Origin of the sequence: Desulfosporosinus orientis DSM 765, assembly GCF_000235605.1 — a bacterium.
GTDB classification, from domain to species: domain Bacteria; phylum Bacillota; class Desulfitobacteriia; order Desulfitobacteriales; family Desulfitobacteriaceae; genus Desulfosporosinus; species Desulfosporosinus orientis.
In genome coordinates, this window is record NC_016584.1 from 2650611 (window position 1) to 2673387 (window position 22777).

A 22777-nucleotide genomic window follows, 5' to 3' on the forward strand; every position below is an offset into this window, starting at 1 on the left:
AGAATTTTTCTGAGTCTTTTTTAAATAATTAGTCTTAAAAGTCGGAAAATTGGATTTGTTCTTGCATAATGATTTGGTTTAAAAGGAGGGAGTGAACTTGGATTATAAGAGCGATTACAAACGCAAATCCGTCTCTGCTGATGAAGCGGTCAAGGTTGTAAAATGTGGTGATAATGTTCATTACGGGGAATTCATGATGAATTCACATGTTTTGGATGCTGCCTTGGCCAAGAGAAAAGACGAATTAACGGGGGTCAACATTAGATCTGTTTGCTGTCCTTTTCCTCCGCAAACAGCTACAAGTGATCCCGAAAGAAAACATTTCATTTATAATGACTGGCACTTCAGTGGTGCAAGCAGAAAGCTTCATGATAAAAATATGTGCAATTATATTCCGTTGACCTATCACGAAGCTCCCAGTTTTTTTGACAGAGGTTGGATACCGATTGACGTGGCCTTGATTAAGGTAACTCCTCCTGATCAACATGGCTATGTCAACTTGGGTACTTCTAATTCGTGTACTCATACTTTTTGTGATGCAGCTAAAATCGTTATTGCCGAAGTCAATGAGTCTGTACCGAGATGTTTGGGTGGCTCAAGGGAAACCTTACATGTATCTGAAATTGATTTTTTTGTTCAGGGTGACAATAGACCCTTAATTCAACTTCCCGAAATATTGATAACCGATGTGGATAAGAGAATCGCTACAACCATATTAGGGCAAATAGAGGATGGTGCCTGTCTACAGTTAGGAATCGGAGCAATGCCCAATGCAGTTGGGGCATTGATAGCCCAATCGGACTTAAAAGACTTAGGAGTTCATACTGAAATGTTAGTGGATTCTTTCGTGGATATGTTTGAAGCTGGGAGAATTAATGGTCTGCGCAAACAGCGTGACAAAGGAAAAATAGTATATACCTTTGCCATGGGAACACAGAAGCTCTATGATTTCTTGGATAATAACCCTAATTGTGCAATTTACTCAGTAGATTATACTAACGACCCCGATATAATTTGTCAAAATGATAATATGATTTGCATAAATAACGCTATTGAAGTGGATCTTTTCGGTCAAGTCGCATCAGAGTCTTCTGGAATAAGGCAGATTTCAGGAACCGGCGGCCAGTTGGATTATATTTATGGGTCCTATAAATCCAAGGGCGGTAAGGGTTTGATCTGTCTTACCTCTACTTACGTAGATCAAGAGGGCAAGAAGCAATCACGTATCAAACCAACTCTGACTCCTGGGGCTATTGTTACCGTTCCTAGGAGTATAAATTATTATGTGGTCACTGAATACGGTATAGCAATGCTTAAGGGAAAGAGTACGTGGCAACGAGCGGAAGCCTTGATCAATATTGCTCATCCTGATTTTCGTGAAGAACTGATCAAAGAAGCTGAAGCAAATAAGATTTGGGTGAGATCCAATAAAGTATCCTAAGGTGATAGTTTGCTGGAATTCTGAGTGTAATTTAAAATATACAGGGCAATTATCAAATTGTGGCAATGGAACCATGAGCATGATTTTCCTCCTCTATTCACATGTTAAAAATTTTTTTTAATTGCTGCTATAAGTTCCTTTTCTTCATTGGTAGAAGTTGCAACTCCTTCAGTCAGTTTAATTATGTTCAATCTGTTTCATCATTTGAAGAAAAAATTGCAGCTGCTTCAGAAAATATTTAGGTTTCTAACGATGGAGTGACAGCAACAATGGATAATATAGCTTTAGCAGCCAAACTAATAGCTCAAATGGATTTAGAATTACAAAATATTATTAAAAAATTTAAGATATAGGGATGAAAGGTCACGGATTGATTGGACCGGTGGGGTATTGCATATGCACAGAACTGATGTCTCTTCTTCAGAAGAGGCGTTAGTTCTATTTTTAATTGAATCCTTTGGTTGTTGTAAAAGTCAAAATAATCAAGACCTTTTAAAAAGGAATTATAATCGCAGATATAGAAATATAGTTTCATTATCACAAATTATTTTTAACAAGTAGAGGGAACATGCCCAAAACATAAATGTGATAAATCTCTCAAAATGATAAGTATAGGCAACAAATGTCGATCTAAAACTATATCAGGACATCTATTTCCAATACTACATTAAAGAAAAGGGAGATGACGAGATGGGTTTTTTCGTGGATGAGATGATTATGGCTAGACAGGATTCAGTGGAAAACCTAAGCACAGCCGACTTCCCAAAAGTTTCGGTTGATTGGAAGATTTCAGAGGTCTATGAAGCATTCGCCCACACGTCAGATTATATTTATGTTGTAAATAAAGAAGGGCTATTGGTAGGTGTTATAAATCATGAAACTATGTTAAAGAGCGGATGCGGATCATATAAAACTATGCGACAACTTGTTGGAGAGTTTAAGTATCAAATGCCGATGAGCCTAGTATCAGGTAGTTCAGTTAAAGATGCAATTTCCTTTTTTTTTGAACAGAAAGTGAACGAAGTTCCGGTTATCGACGAGGCGGGTCGGATGATTGGAGTACTCAAGCTTTGGACCTTGCTTGAGCACTTAGCAAGCACGTTAGATAAGTTGTATCAAGAGTTTAATGAATCTATGAAACTTACGGCAACACTGGGGGCAGTTATAGAAAATCCGTATGAAGGCATGGTCGTCGTCGACGAAAACAGCCGTGTAGTCATGATAAACAACTTTTATTTAGAGGCACTTGGGATAACTAGGGAACAAGCTTTAGGACAACACATTTATGAACTAACTCCACACTCTAAACTTCCAGACATTGTGCGTACAGGAAAAGCTCAATTCGCAGAATACTGGAAAGTACGAGGCCAGGAGTTTATGATTTTCCGGGCACCCATAAAAAAAGACGGCAAGATAATTGGTGCACTTGGGAAGACGCTCTTTAAAGACATGGGTTTAGCTCGTGTCTTCGCGAAGAAACTAAGCCAATTAGAAGATGATCTGAAGTTCTACAAAGAAGAGTTGCGTAAAATACACTGTGCGACGTATACTTTTGACGATATTATTGGGGAAGGACCAAAATTTGCTGCGATCGTTAACTTAGCGCAACGAGCGTCTCGTACCACCTCAAATGTCTTACTAACGGGAGAGAGTGGTACAGGAAAAGAGTTGTTTGCACATGCTATTCATAATGATAGCGTGAGGCGTTATGGACCGTTTATAAAGGTTAATTGTGCATCGATTCCAGAACAGCTCTTAGAATCTGAGTTGTTTGGCTATGCTGAAGGTGCCTTCACCGGGGCGCGGAAAGGAGGGAAACCTGGTAAATTCGAACTTGCCAACCATGGTACCATCTTTTTGGATGAGATCGGGGATATGAGTCTGACAATGCAGGCAAAACTTTTGCGTGTCATACAGGAGCGCGAAATTGAAAGGGTGGGCGGAACGAAACCATGCAAAATCGATGTGCGCATTATTGCAGCGACTAACCGTAAATTATACGATATGGTCAAGGAAAGAACGTTTCGTGACGACCTTTTCTATCGGTTAAATGTTATGGTCATTGAGCTTCCAAGCTTACGGGAAAGGCCCGAAGACATCGAATTACTTGCTAATTTTCTTGTGACTAAATTGAATCGGAAACTAGAGACAGATGTGGAAGGGATTTCTAGTAAGGCCATGCAAATATTACAAAACTATACTTGGCCGGGTAATGTCCGGGAATTGGAGAGCGTTCTTGAACGAACAATGAACATTCTTGACGAGCCGGTTATTCTTCCCGAACATTTACCAGTTCGGATATTGCAATCGAAAATGGATACAGGTCTAAGTGTGAATGAGAATCAAAGTTGGGAACCAAATAGCTTGGAGGAAGGCTTAATTTCTGCCGAAAAAGAGTTGCTGGTCACCGCTTTGCGGCGTGCTAACGGCAACAAGGCGCAAGCAGCTAAAATCTTGGGTATTCACAGATCTGTACTGTATAAGAAATTAATAAAACATGGGCTTGGAGGTGCGAATTTGTCTCTGAAGTAGAAGGGCAGCTTAGGAAGCTGGCCGGGCAATAAGGTCAACGATAAGCGCCATATAATCAATAACGATAAACGACTATGTACAGCTGTGTTTAATTACAACGGTACTTAGTCGTTTTTGCAATCACGTTGCCCAATAACACACCAAATTAACTCTGCAATTGTACACTTTCTTGGATCGGGGCAGCTGTCGCCGTTTTCAAGAGTAGTGAACGGATACGATCATGAGCAACCAGCAGGCTGAGCAGTAATAGAAGTAAGGTTAGAAAGTCCTTGCCCAAAAGTACAATTGTTGAGACTATTGGTTTGATATAAAATAATACATATCTATAATTTTAAATATTAAAAATATACTTAAGGCATAATTATTGAAAAAGGTCTGGTGGGGTTAATTTGCTAAATAAGTTCAAAGCGGCATTTACAACAGACTCAGATATTGTTAGTCAGCCAAAGTCTCCCCTCATAGTAGGGTTTTCTTTAGTTTATGTAACTACAATATTTTTGGTATCTATAAAAAAGTTGGATTTACATCAGGTTGCAGGTTTTACAATAGTAATGATGATCCAACTGGTATTATATTTGTTTTTAAATAATATATTTAAGCATAAGTATTGGATTTATTTTGGTGTACAAGGAATGCTTGCTTTCAACTATGCTATTATTGCTCCAATGGGATATGTAGCTATTTTGCTTGGTTTAATTCCTGTTTTAATCTTCCAAGGTATAACGATTTATTCTAATACTGTAAAAGTTATATTTTTAACCGTTTTCTTTTATAGCATATTTTGCATTAATATTATAGTGTTTAATGGATTGAAAGTGTTAATCGATTACATCCCAATCCTTTTGCCTATAACTAGTGGTGTATATGCATATGCAGCTATTTTTCTTAAACAGGTAAAATTACGTATTGAGACCCAAAAGATTTTAAGGCAATTAGAGTTTGCTTACGAGAAGGTTGAAGATCTTACTATAATTAATGAGAGACAGAGAATAGCGAGAGACTTGCATGATACTCTTTCTCAAGGGCTTGCAGGCCTAATCATGCAATTAGATGCAGTAAATGCTAATCTAAATAATAACAATATAAAACGGGCTCAAGAAATTGTACAAAATTCTATGAAACACGCAAGAAAAACTCTGTCAGATTCCCGTCTTGTTATTGATGATTTGCGGATTAACACAAACACAGATTTAGATTTTGCTAAGGCTGTAGAAAATGAAACAGCGGAGTTTAAGGGTGTTTCGCACACTTCAATAGAAACAGATATTAGAATAGAATCTGAGCTGCCTATAAACATATATAAACACATTTTATATATTGTGAGAGAGTCTCTCAACAATATTGCAAAGCATTCAAAGGCAAAAAATGCACTGGTCGAAATAATAGAAAACCACAGTCAAATTAATATAACTATTATAGATGATGGTATTGGCTTTGATACTAAGCTTTTAGATAACCTATTTGGGCATTATGGCATACTCGGAATCTCCGAGCGGGTAAGAAATATGAACGGAAAGATTGAAATAAAAAGTGATCGGAAATCTGGTACCAAGCTAAAAATCATAATTCCAATTAGGAAAGGAATCAACAACGTAAATGAATAAGAGAAGAATATTGGTAGTCGATGACCATTTGGTAGTTAGAGAAGGGTTAAAGCTTATTTTTGAAACAGAGTCAAATTTCGAGGTAGTGGGCGAAGCAGACAATGGAGATGAAGCATTAGAATTAGCAGAACAGTTAAAACCGGATGTGATTTTATTGGATTTAAAAATGCCAAATGTGAGTGGGATTGATGTAATAAAAGCTTTGAACGAAAAAAATAATTCAGTGCCAATTATTATCTTAACAACTATCAATGATGATAGGTCAATTCTGGAGGGTCTCTCTTTAGGGGCAAAGGGGTATTTGCTTAAGGATACTACCCGTGAAGAACTGATTAGAACAGTTGAATCTGCCATAAGAGGAGAGCTGCTTCTTCAACCAGAAATAAGTAAGGGGCTCTTTAAACCTAAAAAAGAACTTCGTCAAAGCAATCATTCATTTAATTCAGCAATTTCCGAAAGAGAATTGTTTGTTTTACAAGCTATTGCAAGGGGCTGCACTAGTAAGGAAATAGCCCTTGACATGGGTATAGCTGAAAGAACTGTTAAAGCTCATTTAACCAATATATACAGTAAGCTCAAAGTGGATTCCAGGTCTCAAGCTGTGGCAGTAGCCATTGAGCAAGGAATTATCCATATTCAAAAATAGCCATGCTTTTTAATATTATGCAGTTTTATAAATTCTTTAATCTAAAAGATACAACCGTGGATTAGGTTTGATTAATCCTCGGTTGTTTTTTTGCCTAAACGTACATGGATTACTGCCCTAAAGTACAATTGTTATTGTTTTTGAATCCCTATACCATAAAACTAAGCCCTTTAGCAACGAAATATGAAGAATGTATAGACCAAAATACTAACAAATAAACAGGAGGATAAATTTTCATGCTATCTAAACAGAAGTTAATACCCATCTTAGTGGTGGCAGTTCTTTTAATTATTGGCACCGCTATAGTTAAAGACAAGGATTCTGGCACAATTATGGCAGCTTCTCCCAATAAGGTTTCCGTTAAGGCATATCAGGTTAATTTTATTGAAAAAAATTCAACGAATACATATAAGGCTTCATTAGAAGCAACTGAAGAGGGAACTGTAAGCAGCAAAGTGTCCGGGAAAGTTATCCAAGTCATGTTTGAAAATGGTCAAGTAGTATCCCAAGGTGCTCCGCTTGTTAAACTAGATGATCAGGATATTTTAAATAACATTGCTTCGTCGGAAAGTAAATTAAAATCTCTGCAAATTAATTTGGAAAAAAACCAATTGAATCTCGAAAATGCTCAGCGTTCTTACGAGAGAACGAAGTACCTGTTTGACCAGGGGGCGGTTCCTAAGGTTGATTTAGAAGCTGCTGAAACATCTTTAAAAAGTGCGCAAATTGATTTAGAATCCACCAAAGCGAACATTAATTCTGCCCAGATAGATTTGAACAATCTTAAAAATTCACTTGACAATACAACCATTACCGCCCCAGTTTCAGGAGTAATGGATGGTAAAAGTGTGGAGTTGGGGCTATTTGCTAATGTTGGCGCTACTTTTGGAAAAGTTAAGAATATATCCCCTATCAATGCTGTAATTGAGGTGGGTCAAGACGATTTGAGTTCGGTTAAGGTTGGGCAGGCTGCCAAAGTTAAAGTTGGAACAAAGGAATACGATGGAGCTGTTAAAACCATTGAAGCATCTGCTGATCCCAATGCAAGGGTTTTTAAATGTAAAATTGAGGTTCCTAATCAAGAGCAATCTTTAAAACCCGGTATGTATGCTAATGTAGACATTATCAGTAACCAGAAAGCAGAAATGCTTGTAGTACCCACTGATGCTTTAGGTGGGACCCCAGGTAATTATTCAGTTTTCGTCAACGAGGATGGGATTGCACGTAAACACGCTGTAAGTATCGGAGAAATTGCCGAAGGCTATGTTGAAATTAAAAGTGGTCTCTCCAAAGGGGATAACGTCATCATTACCAATGTAAATACGCTGCAAGATGGTGATGAGGTTACCGTCGTTAAAGAATAGGGGGAGGCAACTATGTTTATTTCAAATCTAAGCATTAAACGGCCCGTACTTTCCATTGTGGTAGTTATTGCCCTGCTTGCGGTCGGTGCGGTCAGTTATTTCGGATTAGCTATTGAGCAATATCCAGAAACCGATACTCCTGTGGCAGCAATCTCCATCACTCAACCAGGAGCTTCAGCCGAATCAATCGAAACGGAAATAACGAAAAAAGTAGAGGACACTGTCGGCCAGATTTCCGGAGTGAAACACGTCAGTTCCACTGTTTCCGAAGGAGTTTCTCAGACGGTGGTCCAATTTAACAATGAGAAGTCAACAGATGAGGCAGCTCAGGAAGTCAAGGACAAAATCAGCAGTATCAGGGGTTTTTTGCCGCAGGATATAAATGAACCGGTCATCCAAAAATTTGATTTTAGTTCACAGCCCATTCTATCTCTTGTGGTCACTGGACCTCTTTCCGGTAGAAATATGTCTCAGTTCGTGGAAGATGAAATTGTGAAAAAATTGAATACCGTAAAAGGCGTAGGCTCAGTAACAACCTACGGCGAGCAGGATCGGGAAATTCATATCAAGCTCGATAAAGAGAAAATGACAGCACTCAATCTGACAACTTCGGAAATCCTAAGCAGCCTGCAAAGTGATAACATTAAAGCCTCAAGCGGAAATCTAACCAATGGGGATAAGGACGTTTCCATCCAGACTGACAGTAAGATAAAAGAGGTCAGTGATTTTCTGGATGTATTAGTGGCCAGCCATAACGGGGTAGAAATACGCATAAAAGACATTGCCCAGGTAGAAGACGGTGTTAAAGCTAGAAGCAGCATAGCCTATTATAATGGCTCCGAAGCCATTAGTATCGATATTGTTAAGCAATCAGGGCAAAATACAACACAGGTAGCCAAGGATGTTAAAAAAGAGATAAGTCAAATACAGGCCTCCCTGAAAAATGGTGTACAAATCTATATTGTGGATGACAATTCCTTGACCATCCAAGACTCCGTGAATGAAGTGCAGAAAACCATACTTGAAGGATGTGCACTGGCAGTTATCATTGTTTTCTTATTCCTTCGAAATTGGGGAAGTACACTAATCAGCGCAGTTTCCCTGCCGACATCGATCATCACAACCTTTGCAGCCATGAAAGTAATGGGTATCTCACTCAATACCATGTCGTTAATGGGCTTATCCCTGGCAGTGGGCTTGCTCGTAGATGATTCAATTGTTGTCATAGAAAATATAATGCGTCACTTAAACATGGGGAAATCAGCGATTCAGGCCGCAAAAGAGGGTACTGCTGAGATCGGTCTTGCGGTTATGGCGACGACCTTTACAATTGTTGCGGTGTTTCTGCCTATTTCTTTAGTCACAGGAATGATCGGACCCTACTTTAAACAGTTCGGCATGACGGTTGCATCCAGTGTCTTGGTTTCCCTGTTTGTTTCCTTTACACTGGTGCCCATGTTATCATCCAAATATCTCAAAAGAGAATCTGAGGAGCTCAAAGCCCCCAAAGGGATACTTCAGCGCTTTCTGTTATGGTTCAATCACCAGTTTGACAAATTATCTAGGGTATATTCCGGTATTTTAACTGTGGCCTTACGACACAGGGTAAAAACCATGACCATTGTTTTCATCCTGTTCTTTGCTAGTTTGGGTCTTTTTTCGGCAATCGGAACAACCTTTGTCGAGACCACAGATAACGCAAAGATTACTATTGAAGCAGTACCGGATAGCGGCACAACCCTGGAAAGTGCCGCTAAAACGGCCAAACAAATGGAGTCGATTCTCAAAACTTATCCTGAAGTCAAGAACCTGTACACTACAATAACAGCAGGTAAAATTAATATTGTCGCAAATGTACCGGAGCGAAATAAAAGAACTGAGAGCTTAAGCTCCATTGGCAATCGGATGCGTACCCGTCTGCAGGAGGTTTCCGGTGTAAGCATTGCCTTAACTACCGGTTTAAATCAATTATCAGGAAAGGACATACAACTGCATTTTACCGGCAATGACTTTAACCAGCTGCTTAATTTTTCACAGAATGCAGAAAAAATCATAAAACAAATTCCCGGAACTGTTGATGTGAGCATGAATTATAAGGCTGGAAAACCAGAAGTCAAACTTGAGGTCGACCGCGACCGGGCAGCCGATTTAGGAGTAAGCCCTACTGTTGTGGCCAGCACCTTGAGCACTCTGTTCAACGGCTCAGTGGCAACGCATTTTGAAACGGGTCAAGATCGCTACGATGTAAAAGTTTTGCTGCAGGATGAGCAAAGGCAAGACTTTGATAGCTTGAAAGGAATCTATGTACCGGGGACTAACGGCCGGGCGGTACCTCTCGATCAGGTCACCAAACAAGTCTTAACAACCAGCCCGACTACGATTCAGCGCTATGATAAAGCCAGAGAGATTCAGTTGTCGGCAAATCTCGTTGGTATCGCAACCACTGATTTTAATAAAATTTTTGCTGATAAGTTAGCCAATGAATTAAAGATGCCGGTGGGAGTTAGCCAAACCACTGCCGGAAGTGAAGAAATGATGGCAGAAAGTATCGTGAGCCTGGGCACCGCATTTTCAATGGGAATTCTATTTATATTCCTGATTCTAGCTGCGCAGTTTGAAAGTTTTATGGATCCCATGGCGATTATATTCTCCTTGCCCTTCGCCATTATCGGGGCGGTACTGGCGTTATTCCTATCAGGCAGCCAATTTAGTATGATGGCGTTTATCGGAGTTATTATGCTTATGGGATTAGTTACGAAGAATGCGATCCTCTTGATCGACTTTGCCAAACAAAAGCGGGCACAGGGCACAGAGCGCAATACAGCTTTACTTGAAGCAGCCGCTACACGCCTTAGACCTATTATTATGACGACCTTGGCGATGATTTTCGGGATGCTTCCCACAGCACTATCTACGGGGACCGGGGCAGAATCACGTGTGCCAATGGCCTATACGATCATAGGCGGTTTGATCTCTTCGACCTTCTTAACCCTGGTAGCAGTTCCGGTGATTTATACCCTATTGGATGATCTAAAGGGATTTGTTAAGAAGATATTTACTATGGAGTTTTTTCGAGGAAACCGTAAGAAGTTAGAAACTTAATCCGATAATCACTATATGAGCAGTTCCTCATGCAGAGTATGTTTATGGATGCCAATTTGGCTGAGGACTGGCCTCAGGATATTGAATATCTATGGTTGTATGAAAGCAGCCCAATAGAGGAGGTTGTCGATATCGAGGCCGGCGAATCCTGGGATATCCCTGTGGAAGAGGTTCATGGGGCAGATAAATAAATGAGGGGATTGAAAATTCGGCGGTTTTGAGATCTGGCTAATCTAGATTAGTCATCTCAAAACCGCCGAATTTTTAAACTGGAGGATGTATAGAGGTCTGTTGACGTTTTTTCGTTTTTGTTTCTTTAGAGGTTGACTTGGAGTCAACTCCAGGTGTTACGATATCGTATACGAGGAGGTGAAGCACATGACCATTGCAGAAGTAAGTGAAAAATATGCTGTTTCCCAGGATACACTCCGTTACTATGAACGCATAGGGTTGATTCCCCGTGTGAATCGAAATAAAAGTGGAATTAGGGATTATTCGGAAGATGACTGTAATTGGGTCCAATTTATTTATTCTTGGGGCACAGGAGGCGGGCCATCAGACAGAAAAAGTTTTTTTGAGGGATAAAAAGGTTGGCTACTGCACAGGGTGTGAGTCATGCTATAGCAGCCATAAGTGTGTTCAGAAGGATGACATGGCGGAAATTTTGGGAAAAATACTTGCCTTCGATGTGATCGTCATGGCAACACCGGTTTACTTCTATACTATGGACGCTCAGATAAAAACACTGATTGATCGGACGGTTCCCAGATATTCAGAAATCATCGGTAAGGAATTCTATTTCATAGTTACCGCTGCTGATACCAGTAAAGAGTCTATGGAAAGAACAATTGACGGCTTTCGTGGATTTACGATCTGTCTGAACGGTGCCCAAGAAAAGGGTGTCGTCTACGGTGTCGGCGCATGGCGCAAGGGTGATATTATGGGAAGTCCCGCCATGAAAGAGGCATATGAAATGGGGAAAAATGTTTAACGGAGTCGGTAGCGTTGATGATCGGTTTGTCAGAATGGCAAAGGCCATGGAAGTATCATGCTTGCAGCTATTGAACGCGGCCTTGCGACAATGCCTGCAGTGACTTTAGTTCACTACCCAGAGATCTTGCACAACAAGCTTAACTGGCTTGCTTGTGTATAAGTCGGCGATGCTGACTGTTAGTTGGATTGCAGTCGTATCCGTCGCGATTTTGCAGTAATTCTTGCGTCTGTTTTTATGTGGTAAACACGGAATGTTTTAATTAATTAGGATTTACCAGGATATGGGGGGGTATTTTGAGAATAAAATGGGGGGATAATTTCAATGACCATGCTTTGGTGATAAAAATGTATTGAGATACTAGTAAATACTAATAACATTAAGGGGGAATTTTATTATGAAAATCATGAATGCTGAGGAATTTGACAAACAAAATTGTTTTGGTAAAGGACAGGAGAACACATTTTTTGCACAGTATTTTGTTGGAGATTCTTTTTTAAATCCACTGACAATGCCAGGCGAGTATCCAATGTTTCTTGCGAATGTTACTTTTGAGCCAGGATGTCGCAATAATTGGCATATTCACCAGGCAACGAAAGGTGGAGGACAAATTCTGCTCTGTACTGCAGGAAGTGGATGGTATCAGGAAGACGGTAAAGAAGCAGTAAGTCTTGAACCTGGAACAGTTATCAAAATATCAGTTGGCGTTAAGCATTGGCATGGTGCGAAAGCTGATAGTTGGTTTAGCCATATTGCCATCGAAGTACCTGGTGAAGATTGTAAGAATGAATGGTGTGAGCCTGTAACGGATGAGGAATACAATAAATTGAAATAATCAAGGGAATGAATTTAAATTAGAAAGGAAACGAACTATGGCAGACGCAGATAAACTTTTTGAGACTGATCCTGAATTTATGGAACGCTTCGAAGCATTTGCTAATAATGAAGTAGTTAATGAGCCGGGACAGGAACTGGATAATGAAACGAGATTCATGTCAATCCTGGCAGCTTTAGTAGGCTGTCAGGGTTTGGATGAATATAAAGTAATGCTTTCCCAGGCGTTAGAGAAATATCTGACACCTGTAATGGCGAAGGAAATCGTCTATCAGGCTGTCGATTATCTTGGTATGGGGAGGGTTTATCCATTCCTCGTTGCTACGAACGAAATTATGATAGAAAGGGGTATAAAACTGCCATTGGAAGGTCAGGCTACGACGTCAATGGATGATCGTCTGGAAAAAGGTTCAGACGCACAAGTCGCTATTTTCGGTGAAGGTATGAAAGATTTTTGGAAAGGAGGTCACATCAATCGTTGGCTGGCAGCGAATTGTTTTGGTGATTACTATACTAGAACCGGACTGGATCTGAAACAGAGAGAATTGATTACTTTTTGTTTCTTGGCTGCACAAGGAGGATGTGAACCACAGTTGGCAAGCCATGTAGTTGGAAATATAAGGCTTGGCAATAACAAAGAGTTTTTGATAAAGGTAGTTTCACAGTGTTTGCCCTATATTGGTTATCCAAGAAGCCTAAATGCTCTTGGGTGCATTAATAAGGCAACAGAAAAATAACAATCGATAATAATGATATTGCATAGAATTGCAAAGAATGGAGAAAAAAATGAATTTAGATTTTATTTATAAAAACCCAACGACCATTTATTTTGGAAGAGATGCATTAAATAATTTAAGAACAGAATTAGGCAATTATGGTGATACCGTAATGTTAGCTTATGGTAAAGGTTCTATCAAAAATATGGGATTGTATGATCAGGTTGTTTCTATTCTAAAAGAGTGTGGGAAGAACATTGTGGAACTTACTGGGATCATGCCAAACCCCACATATGAAAAAGTAACGGAAGGTGCAAAGCTGGTCAGAGAAAATGATGTGGATTTAATTCTGGCAGTAGGTGGAGGTTCTGTTATTGACTGTGCCAAAGGAATCTCGGTATCAGCATATTGTGAAGGGGATCCGTGGACAAAATATTGGCTGCAGTTTCAGCCGGTTGATAACAAAATTGTACCGGTAGCCTCAATACTCACTCTCGCAGGAACAGGATCGGAAATGAATGGTGGTTCTGTTATTACGAATGATGATATGAAATTAAAAATGGGACGTGTCTTTCCGGCAGAAATGAATCCTAAGTTTTCGATCCTGAATCCGGAATATACATTTTCATTGCCAACATACCAACTGGTAAGCGGAATATTTGACATGATGTCTCACCTTATGGAGTCTTACTTTTCAGGGGAAGATGACGTAACCACCGATTATCTTATTGAAGGATTGCTTCGTTCCATTATTCATAGTGCTAAAATCGCAGTGAAAGATCCTAAAGATTATGAAGCAAGAAGCAACCTGATGTGGAGTTCTACCCTTGCCATGAATCCAATCATGGGATTGAGCAAGCCTCAAGACTGGCAAGTCCATATGATTGAACATCAGCTGGGAGCATATACAGATTGCGCTCATGGTATGGGGTTAGCTGCGGTTTCACTTCCATATTATCGTGCAATCTACAAAAATGGTCTGGATAAATTTGTTCGTTTTGCAACACAAGTATGGGGTATTGAAGAAAGAGATAAACCAAAAGAAGAGATTGCACTCGCAGGTATTGATGCTTTAGAAGCTTTTGTTAAAGAATGTGGTATTGTTATTAATTTGAAAGAACTTGGCGCAACAGAAGAAATGTTACCATTGGTTGCCAATTCTACAGTGATTTTAGGTGGATATAAAAAGTTGACACATGAGGAAATACTTGATATTTTGAAGTCTGCTTATGCTGCAGAATAAGCAGGTATTATAGAATTACAGATCATCATAGGTTTATAAGAGTAATGATGACTCATTATCTTGAACGGGGCTATTGCTCTAGCGATTAAATCGCTAGAGTAAAGCTCCTTTTTTATTGACCTATTCCAAGAAGAAAAGATGCCACCCATAAAGGGTGGCATTCGATACATAAAAGAACTGTTTGTACCATGTTGATAAACTGTCTATATCTTCATATTATTGTTCTGAGATGCTTCTTCGCGAGCAAGCATTTCTTTTTTCACATACTCTTCGATGGGCTTTTCGCTTCCTGCTTCAATGGCTGCTTTGTAATACCAGCATTTGAAATTTACGATTTCTAGAGTGGACTGTAATTCTGCCATTTGCGATTCTACAACCTTTTTTCGCTCTAAAAACATTTCATAGCGCTGGGTAAGAGAAGCGTCACCCTGCTGGACCCAATCTATAAATTGGCGAATCTCTTTAATTGGCATGCCGGTTTTTTTGAGACAGTCGATTGTCCGAAGCATGGCCAGGTCTTCCTCGGAAAAAACGCGGTAACCGGATTCCATCCGTTCCATAAAAGGAAGCAGCCCTTCTTTATCATAAAAGCGAATCGTGCTAGTTGGTACATTCATGATTTTAGCAGCATCTTTAATTGTATATTTTTTCATTATAGCTCCTTAATGATCTTCAAAATGCACAAAAGATTTTTCAAGAAAAACATTGACCTTAAACTTAAGTTTAATGTTATCATAATCCTACAGTGAAATCAACGGAAACTGGAGAGTATGTGTGTAAAGTGTGGTAAATGCGAAAAGCATTGTCCTCAGAATATTCCAATACGTGATTCTTTAGTACAAGTGAAAAAACGCATGGAGCCATTTGGGTTTAAGCCAGTTAGGGCATTAGTGAAGAAAATTTGTGAAATAGCGCGTATGCGTAAGGATATCAGGAAAATAAGAATACGGAGGAACAAAATTGGATCGACGTAAATTTATAGTTAAAGGTGGAAAAGTTGTTTTAACTACCTCGCTTTTAGGTACCGGACTAATTAGTTCATTTTTAAACTTCGACCCAGCTTTTGGAGGAAATCCAACGAAAGATCAGAAAGAGACTTTCAATCGTTTAGCCAATTATGTTAACGGGAAATTTGTTAACGAGATTCCAACACAATTAATTATAAAGTCGTCAGATTCTACATCAACGAAGGCGGATCCAAGTGCTGATGCAAAGGACCGAAAACCGTCCAGTCCAATTCCTGTTTCCGTAGTTGATTGGAATAAAATAAAAAGTGAAAGAGATAATTTGACCTGGTTTGGGCACTCTGCTTTTCTAGTTAGTATTAATAATAAAAAGCTGCTAATTGACCCTATGCTCGGTCCTATTGCCTCACCGGTTTCCTTTGCAGGAATTAAAAGATATAAATATAGTGAAAATATTATACAGCAAATTATTGATAAAATGCCGCCTATTGACGCAGTCTTTATTTCCCATGACCATTATGACCATTTAGACTATCAATCCATTGTAAAGCTAAAGAACAAAGTATCCCATTTCTTTGTTCCTCTCGGAGTAAATGACCATCTGATTCGCTGGGGTGTTCCCAAAGAAAAAATAACGGAGTTGAATTGGAGGGAAGAAATGGAGTACCAAGGATTAACTGTTGCCTTGACACCAGCCAGACATTACTCGGGAAGAGGGATTTTTGATCGAAATACGACCTTATGGGGTGGGTGGGTCATCCTTGGGAAAAATACACGTTTATTTACCAGTGGAGATAGTGGATATGGTCCCCATTTTAAGGAAGTTGGAGAGAAATACGGGCCTTTTGATATCACCATAATTGATGGCGCTCAATATGACCAGCGCTGGCCGGATATTCATATGATCCCGGAACAATCTATCCAAGCAAATTTAGATGTGAAGGGTACGAATATGATATTAATGCATTGGGGGGCATTTACCTTAGCTAATCATGGTTGGAAAGACCCCATAGAAAGAGCTATAAAAGAGGCAAAAAAGGAAAAATTAAATTTGATTTACCCAAAAATTGGTGAAACAGTCCTATTAAGTTCAGACCTACACCTTCCTAGTTCTTCATGGTGGGATTTTTAGACTGTCAAAGCCCCCTACTTTTTACATGAAGGTATCAATTATTCATAGAAAGAAGGGATCGTGATGCCAAAATTACTCATCGTTGATGATGATATACATCTTCGGAAGCTGGTGCTCACATATGCCGAACTGGACGGATTCCAGTGCGAGGAATACGATAAGACCCTGGGAATAAGAAGAAGCTGTTTGCAAAAATACTGTATGAGTAGAAAAATTTATGGGTGGTTTCCATAGTACGAATCGAATAATAGGAACGCAGTTAAATTGAAATTTTGGAGGTATTATAATGAACGTAAAAGAAGCACTATACACTCGTCGTGCCTGCAGGGCATTTAAATCAGATCAAGTTGACCGTGACACAATTATAGATATACTAAACAATGCACAGCAAGCTCCATCTTGGGCGAACACTCAACCATGGGAGATATTTGTTGCAGGTGGCGATGCACTTAAGAGAATTAATCAAGCTTATTTGGATAACACAAAAAATCATGTTCCAACAAGCCTTGATATTCCAAGACCAACCAGCTGGCCGGAAGCAGCAAATGAGCGCATGAAGGAACTTATGTCTGGAGTTTCGGTTTTAGTGGACAATGCAGACAAGTTATTCGGTGAGTTGAATCTGAAGTTTTTTTATGCTCCAACAGTTATTTTCCTTTGTATGGATAAAAGCCTTACTCCATGGTCAATGTTCGATTTGGGAGCACTTTCTCAGAGTATTATGCTTGCGGCGACCGAGCGCGGTTTAGCAACAATGCCGGCGGTAGAACTAGTTCATTACCCAGAAGTTCTTCGTAGTCAGCTGGATATCTCAGACAATCTCTCAGTTGTCTTTGGCATAGCTATTGGCTATGCAGATGAGCAACATCCGATGAATAAATTTAAAGCCACACGAAGACCGATATCGGAAGTAGCTGTAATTAAAGGGTTTGAATAAAGTTCGTTTTTCGTTCTCTTGGCTGGTTTTAAACCAACTATATAAAGAGATAAATTATTTAGAAATTGCTACTGAGTCAGTAGCAATTTTTTTTGTTAGTACTATATGTTAGAAATATGATTTTAAACGTGGCTAAAAATATTTATAGCATTTACAGTAAAATTGTCATATAATATATTTGTTAGAAAGCTAACTATTAGCTTTCTAACAAATACGATAATTAGGAGAGCGAAAATGACATTACCTATCCGATTTTTATTAGCCCAAATTTTATATATTCGTAACAAGGAGTTCCGACCTTATATGGCGCAAGCTGGTCTTAGCTCTGGATACCCTAAAATACTGGATTACCTGTCTTTCTGCGAAGGAAGTACACAGAAGGAACTGGCAGTAGGTTGTGGAGTAGAACCTGCAACTATGTCGGTGCTTTTAGATAACCTAGAAAAGGAAGGCTATATTGAGAAAAGAATTACTAAGGAAAATAGAAGAGCTTTTCAAATATTTTTTACGGAAAAAGGCAGAGATAAGCATGATGAGATAAGACAGAAGATCGACTCTCTGGAAGAGCAGGCGTTCAAAGGTTTTACTCAGGAAGAACAAGAACTATTTCAATCATACTTAGAGCGATATTACCGTAATTGGTGTGATGAAAGTAATTAGAAAAGTAGTAAAGGCATAAGGGAGACTGCAAATGGTACAAGTTAAACCAAGTAGCGAATCACAACATGTTGACAAACTATGGAATAAGAACTTTATTATTTTATTAGGAGCTAATATATTTATCTATATGGCTTTTTATCTTGTCATCACTCTATTATCAAAGTATGCAATAAGTTTAGGCGCATCATTAAGTATGGCAGGAATGATTGTAGGCTTATTTGCAATTATTGTACTTTTCATTGGCCCATTTGGGGGCTTACTAACAGATAGAACCAATAAAAAGTATGTAATGATAATAGGCACTTTAATAAATGGTATTGCTACACTTGGGTATAGCTTTGCACCTAACATTGGAATTCTGATATTTTTTAGAGTATTGCATGGAGTCGGTTTCAGTGTTACTACTGCATCAGGTCTTGCTTGGGCCACAGACTTTATACCTAAAAACAAGATGGGAGAAGGTATAGGTTACCTTGGAATTAGCCAAATTATTGCTACAGCTTTTGGCCCTGAAATAGGAATAGAGGCAGCAAGCGGAATCGGTATTTCAAAAACATTCATCATAGCAGCAGTATTACCTATTATAGCGTCAATATTTATGAGCTTTATATCCAATGAAAATCAGGCTTGTAAGAAAAATAGTGCAGATAAAAAGAACAAAATTAATTTTAGAGCTATTATTGCAACTGAAATTCTACCTCTTTCTCTCATCGGTGGTTTATTTTCCCTCGGAAACGGTCTGGTTGCCTCTTTTTTAGTTTTGCTAGGGGAACAACGTAATATCAAAGGCGTTGGCATATATTTTATAGTAAATGCATTGCTTCTTGTTTTTACAAGACCATTATCCGGTAAACTATATGATAGAAGAGGCCTCTCCATCATATTATATCCTGCATTACTTTTTAGCACTATGGAATCACTGTTATTAGGTCATGCCAATGCACTCTGGATGATAATCTTAGCAGCGGCTGTTAAGGCATTCGGACAGGGAACTGCACAACCTGCACTGCAGGCAGAGTGTCTTCGTAAACTAGGCAGCCAACGAAGAGGGGTAGCTTCAAGCACGTATTTTTTAGGCGCTAGCATTGGACAGGGGTTTGGGCCGCTGATAGGCGGAAGTATTGCGTCCGTATTTGGATATGCTGGAATGTTTAATTTCAGTGCAGTGATGATGTTGTGCGGTATTTTAGGATATACTATATATAATAAAAAAAGAGCCGTACTTCATGTATAGGAACCCATGGACAAACTGAGGTATAGGGATAGAATGAGCCAACGTTTAGAACGTTGGCTTATTTAATGCCTAAAAACGTGTATATCTTATCTTTCCTTATAAGATTATTAATAACGTTAAATGAAAAGGTAAATTCTCGATTCTGCCAAAGCATTGAAAATGCAAGGCTAAGGTCAACTCATTTTGCTTTACAGGAGTAGAAAATAGGCTGTATAATGCCACTAAAGAGATCTTATCTCTGTTTTTCCCATGAGAAACAGACATCTGAAACAGTGTGCAAAACTAAATTCCACATGTCGTTGTCGTGCAGGACTAAATTCGGCAGTGGATTCCCCCGCGAGATGAGTGTTATTTCAAGAGCGATTGTTTTAGAGTGACCTCATCCGGAGGAATTTGAACCAGTTTCAGAAGATCATGCAACTTAGGATTTAAAAGCAAAAGAGACAGCCTGAACGGAGTGCAGCCGTTCAGGCTGTCTCTTGCTTCACTGTTGATGTGGTTCATTAACAGAGTAGCATCGTTCTGGTCGTAAGCATCCAGACTCTGCCCCTTGGGAATGACATAGCGCAGGTATTCATGGTTCTTCTCAAGCATTCCTTTCTGCCAGGAACTGTTTGGATTACAGTAAAAGATCCGGGTCCGGCTTGCCCCGTGACGATTGCATTCCAATCGTTGAGGGTTCTGAAATTCAGTTTCGTTATCGGTAAGGATGAGCGGGAAAAGGTCCTGGAAGGTTGGGACCCCCAGCTTTTCCGAAAGCGTATCAAAGACTTCAGTAACGCATTCCTGAGTTTTTTCGGCGAGAACAAAGATCAGCATCAGGGAACAGTTTCGGAAAAACAGGGTTAAAAAGGCCTGCTTACTATTCCCGCGCCCGCCTTCCACGGTGTCCATCTCCACCACTGAAGAGGAAGGGGCCTTTTTCATCAGAGCACAGAAATCATCATAAGTGCGATTGATTCGGAATTCCCTGGCCGCGAGGCTCACTCGGGTTCCTTGCTTGCGTTCCTTGCATTTGTAACGGACTCGTCGTCTCAAATCGATATTCCTGGCGGTAAAGACCCCTTGATCGATGTAATTGTAAAGCGTTCTGCGGCAGCAGGGGATTTCATGGCCGTGATGGGCATAAATGTGGGCTAGAGATTGCCCCTGTTTTAACAAAGGAGAAATGAGGTCATCGAGCAGGGCGATGTCAGCCGGAGACTGGTTAATCCCGTTGCGGCAGGAAACTAAAAGATCCTGGGATGCCTCATCGGCCCGCTGGGCAGAATAGAGGGCATGCTGAAGCGAACAGCGTTTAAACTTAGGGCACCCATTACAGACATAAGGAGCCTTCTGAATTTTAGGGCAGACGGTGGCTGTATAATCGGGGCAGATTTCCTGACAGTCCGCTTCACGGGAGGGATCATAACAGGTTTTGCAGAGTTTGACACAATCTTTTTTGTCACAGAGAAAGCGGATCTGACAGTTCTTTTTAAGAAGGCAGGGAAGCTTTTTTGAAGGAGTTTCCCGATCGGGAAAGTAGCGGTATTTCCTGATTTCCTTAGCCACTGTACTGGGGTGCTTGGCAATTCTTCTGGCAATAGAAGCCAAGGATTCCCCATCCAGTAATCCCTTTTCGATCTTAATACGTTGGGTCGTTGTTAAGTGTTTACCATCATAATTCATGTTAGCCATAATGACCTCCTCGGGTGAGGAGGAATCCACTGCCTATCCATTGTATCAAAAACTAGTGCAAGACTAACATCATGAAACACGAATTAACTACTGCCATCACGAATTTACCTTTTCATTTAACGGAGATTATTAATTATAGGGCTTGACCTGGAGTTAACTCCAGGTGATACGATATTTTTAGGTACCGGATTAATTTAACAGTCCAAAAAGTCTTAATGCCATCACCTGTATGATAAAGCAGCAGATAATAAATAATTTGAAAGGGGGGGTGCGGGTGAAGAAGAGACTTAGTCTATTTTTTATAATTCTGCTGGTCTTGTCTTTAACCGCCTGTGGTGTAAGGACTGAGTCAATACAAAGTACAGACGAAAAGAAAACAGACAAACTTGCAGGAGAAGAATCAGACACTGTCAGAGAGGAGGCGGATAATAAGCATATGAAGCTCCAAATGGGAGAGTATGTATTTACAGCAACTTTAGCAAGCAATTCCAGTGCAGAGGCATTAAAGGAAATGCTGGAGGAAGGACCCATCATCATTGCTATGCGGGATTACGCAAACATGGAAAAGGTAGGTTCGCTGGGTACAAACTTGCCTAGAAATGATGAACAGATTACAACGGAGCCCGGGGATTTGATTTTATATCAGGGAAATGCCTTTGTCATTTATTACGCACCAAATTCATGGAATTTCACCAGAATTGGGAAAATAGAAGATGTTACACAAGCAGCACTAAAAGAAGCCCTTGGAAATGGTGATGTGAAAGTCACACTTTCTTTAGAGTGATATTTATTTAATCTGACGAAAACCGAAAGGAGAATCAATTATGATTTTAGAAGAAAACTATTTGCTTAGTAATGGAGCAGCTATACCAAAACTAGGATTAGGGACATGGTTTATTGCGGAGGAAAATGCAGCACAAGCTGTCTGTGATGCTGTAAAGATTGGCTATCGTCACATTGATACTGCACAGGCCTATGGAAATGAAAAGGGAATTGGAGAAGGCATCCGTAAATGTGGAATTAGTCGTGAAGAACTTTTTATAACAACTAAACTTGCAGCTGAAGTAAAGGATTACCAGGGAGCTGCCGCAGCTATTGAAGGTTCTCTTCAGGCACTTGGCCTGGATTACATTGACATGATGCTGATTCATAGTCCCCAGCCATGGATGGAGTTTGGAGAAGCAGATCGTTTCTTTGCAGGAAATAAGGAAGCATGGCGTGCACTTGAGGATGCATACAAGGCAGGAAAGCTTCGAGCCATTGGTGTTTCCAATTTTCAGAAGGAAGATTTGGAGAATATTCTTTCTTCCTGTACAGTTGCCCCCATGGTAAACCAGTTACTGGTACATGCAAGCAATACTCCCTTTGAACTCATGGAATATTCCCAGAGTAAGGGAATTCTGGTAGAAGCATACTCACCAATTGCTCACGGAGAAGTGTTAAAAAATCAGAAAGCTGCAGGGATTGCAGAAAAATATGGTGTAACAGTACCACAGCTTTGCATTCGTTATGATTTACAGTTAGGAACATTACCTTTACCGAAGACAGCTAATCCAGAGCATATGCGCAGCAATGCTCAGGTTGATTTTGTGATTTCAGATGAGGATATGGAACAACTGAAAAATTTAGAACGCATAGAAGATTATGGAGAATCTAGTTTCTTCCCTGTCTTCGGCGGAAAATTGAAATAGAGAATTTA

The 22777-nt window shown here is 39.7% G+C and carries 20 protein-coding genes and 1 pseudogene; 19 read left to right on the forward strand and 2 right to left on the reverse strand.

What is annotated here, in order from left to right; genetic code table 11:
• The first annotated feature begins 97 nt into the window (after positions 1–97).
• The 12 genes and pseudogenes from DESOR_RS12415 to DESOR_RS12465 all read left to right on the forward strand — a co-directional run bounded on the left by DESOR_RS12415 (position 98) and on the right by DESOR_RS12465 (position 14473).
• The gene (locus DESOR_RS12415; RefSeq protein WP_014184930.1) at positions 98–1441 is read left to right on the forward strand and encodes an acetyl-CoA hydrolase/transferase family protein; all 1344 of its coding nucleotides are present in this window, start codon (positions 98–100) and stop codon (positions 1439–1441) included.
• Between the two features lie 690 nt (positions 1442–2131).
• Positions 2132–3973, forward strand: a complete 1842-nt coding sequence (locus DESOR_RS12420) for a sigma-54-dependent Fis family transcriptional regulator (protein ID WP_014184931.1) — start codon at positions 2132–2134, stop codon at positions 3971–3973.
• A gap of 389 nt (positions 3974–4362) precedes the next feature.
• A complete protein-coding gene (locus DESOR_RS12425; protein ID WP_014184932.1) occupies positions 4363–5577 on the forward strand; it encodes a sensor histidine kinase in 1215 nt (404 codons plus the stop codon).
• Positions 5570–6223: a response regulator gene (locus DESOR_RS12430; protein WP_014184933.1), complete on the forward strand. Its 654-nt coding sequence runs from the start codon at positions 5570–5572 to the stop codon at positions 6221–6223. The genes DESOR_RS12425 and DESOR_RS12430 overlap by 8 nt, the downstream gene beginning before the upstream one ends.
• 236 nt (positions 6224–6459) lie before the next feature.
• Positions 6460–7587: an efflux RND transporter periplasmic adaptor subunit gene (locus tag DESOR_RS12435; RefSeq protein ID WP_014184934.1), complete on the forward strand. Its 1128-nt coding sequence runs from the start codon at positions 6460–6462 to the stop codon at positions 7585–7587.
• A 12-nt stretch (positions 7588–7599) separates the two neighbouring features.
• Positions 7600–10689 (forward strand): efflux RND transporter permease subunit, encoded by a 3090-nt coding sequence (locus DESOR_RS12440; protein WP_014184935.1) that lies wholly within the window; start codon positions 7600–7602, stop codon positions 10687–10689.
• A 29-nt stretch (positions 10690–10718) separates the two neighbouring features.
• Positions 10719–10880: a hypothetical protein gene (locus DESOR_RS29375; RefSeq protein WP_014184936.1), complete on the forward strand. Its 162-nt coding sequence runs from the start codon at positions 10719–10721 to the stop codon at positions 10878–10880.
• 187 nt (positions 10881–11067) lie between these two features.
• Positions 11068–11244 (forward strand): annotated as a pseudogene (locus tag DESOR_RS12445) (MerR family DNA-binding transcriptional regulator); the annotation flags it as partial.
• Positions 11192–11680, forward strand: coding sequence for an NAD(P)H-dependent oxidoreductase (locus tag DESOR_RS12450; RefSeq protein ID WP_042331168.1), 489 nt, complete (start codon positions 11192–11194; stop codon positions 11678–11680). The pseudogene DESOR_RS12445 and the gene DESOR_RS12450, both read left to right, overlap by 53 nt.
• Before the next feature lie 397 nt (positions 11681–12077).
• Positions 12078–12515: a cupin domain-containing protein gene (locus tag DESOR_RS12455; protein WP_014184938.1), complete on the forward strand. Its 438-nt coding sequence runs from the start codon at positions 12078–12080 to the stop codon at positions 12513–12515.
• Between the two features lie 37 nt (positions 12516–12552).
• The gene (locus DESOR_RS12460) at positions 12553–13251 is read left to right on the forward strand and encodes a carboxymuconolactone decarboxylase family protein (RefSeq protein WP_014184939.1); all 699 of its coding nucleotides are present in this window, start codon (positions 12553–12555) and stop codon (positions 13249–13251) included.
• A gap of 49 nt (positions 13252–13300) precedes the next feature.
• Positions 13301–14473: an iron-containing alcohol dehydrogenase gene (locus tag DESOR_RS12465; RefSeq protein ID WP_014184940.1), complete on the forward strand. Its 1173-nt coding sequence runs from the start codon at positions 13301–13303 to the stop codon at positions 14471–14473.
• 203 nt (positions 14474–14676) lie between these two features.
• On the opposite strand, the gene DESOR_RS12470 is transcribed toward DESOR_RS12465, so the two are convergent.
• Positions 14677–15126 carry a MerR family transcriptional regulator gene (locus DESOR_RS12470; protein ID WP_014184941.1) on the reverse strand — a complete coding sequence of 150 codons (450 nt, stop codon included), beginning with the start codon at positions 15124–15126 and terminating at the stop codon, positions 14677–14679.
• A gap of 108 nt (positions 15127–15234) precedes the next feature.
• On the opposite strand from DESOR_RS12470, the gene DESOR_RS28075 reads away from it, so the two are divergent.
• The 5 genes from DESOR_RS28075 (at position 15235) to DESOR_RS12490 (ending at position 19401) form a co-directional block, all read left to right on the forward strand.
• Positions 15235–15447 carry a 4Fe-4S binding protein gene (locus DESOR_RS28075; protein ID WP_282434415.1) on the forward strand — a complete coding sequence of 71 codons (213 nt, stop codon included), beginning with the start codon at positions 15235–15237 and terminating at the stop codon, positions 15445–15447.
• On the forward strand, positions 15434–16570 hold the full coding sequence (locus tag DESOR_RS12475; protein WP_014184942.1) for an MBL fold metallo-hydrolase: 1137 nt from the start codon (positions 15434–15436) through the stop codon (positions 16568–16570). The genes DESOR_RS28075 and DESOR_RS12475 overlap by 14 nt, the downstream gene beginning before the upstream one ends.
• 286 nt (positions 16571–16856) lie before the next feature.
• Positions 16857–17507, forward strand: a complete 651-nt coding sequence (locus tag DESOR_RS27415; RefSeq protein WP_014184944.1) for a nitroreductase — start codon at positions 16857–16859, stop codon at positions 17505–17507.
• A 234-nt stretch (positions 17508–17741) separates the two neighbouring features.
• Positions 17742–18167, forward strand: a complete 426-nt coding sequence (locus tag DESOR_RS12485) for a MarR family winged helix-turn-helix transcriptional regulator (RefSeq protein WP_014184945.1) — start codon at positions 17742–17744, stop codon at positions 18165–18167.
• A 31-nt stretch (positions 18168–18198) separates the two neighbouring features.
• Complete coding sequence (locus DESOR_RS12490; protein WP_014184946.1) at positions 18199–19401, forward strand: MFS transporter; 1203 nt, start codon at positions 18199–18201, stop codon at positions 19399–19401.
• Positions 19402–19749: 348 nt separating this feature from the next.
• On the opposite strand, the gene DESOR_RS12495 is transcribed toward DESOR_RS12490, so the two are convergent.
• Positions 19750–21078 (reverse strand): IS30 family transposase, encoded by a 1329-nt coding sequence (locus DESOR_RS12495; protein WP_014184947.1) that lies wholly within the window; start codon positions 21076–21078, stop codon positions 19750–19752.
• Positions 21079–21352: 274 nt separating this feature from the next.
• On the opposite strand from DESOR_RS12495, the gene DESOR_RS12500 reads away from it, so the two are divergent.
• Both DESOR_RS12500 and DESOR_RS12505 read left to right on the forward strand, forming a co-directional pair.
• Positions 21353–21862, forward strand: coding sequence for a cyclophilin-like fold protein (locus tag DESOR_RS12500; protein ID WP_014184948.1), 510 nt, complete (start codon positions 21353–21355; stop codon positions 21860–21862).
• A gap of 40 nt (positions 21863–21902) precedes the next feature.
• On the forward strand, positions 21903–22769 hold the full coding sequence (locus DESOR_RS12505; RefSeq protein WP_014184949.1) for an aldo/keto reductase: 867 nt from the start codon (positions 21903–21905) through the stop codon (positions 22767–22769).
• Positions 22770–22777 lie beyond the last annotated feature (8 nt).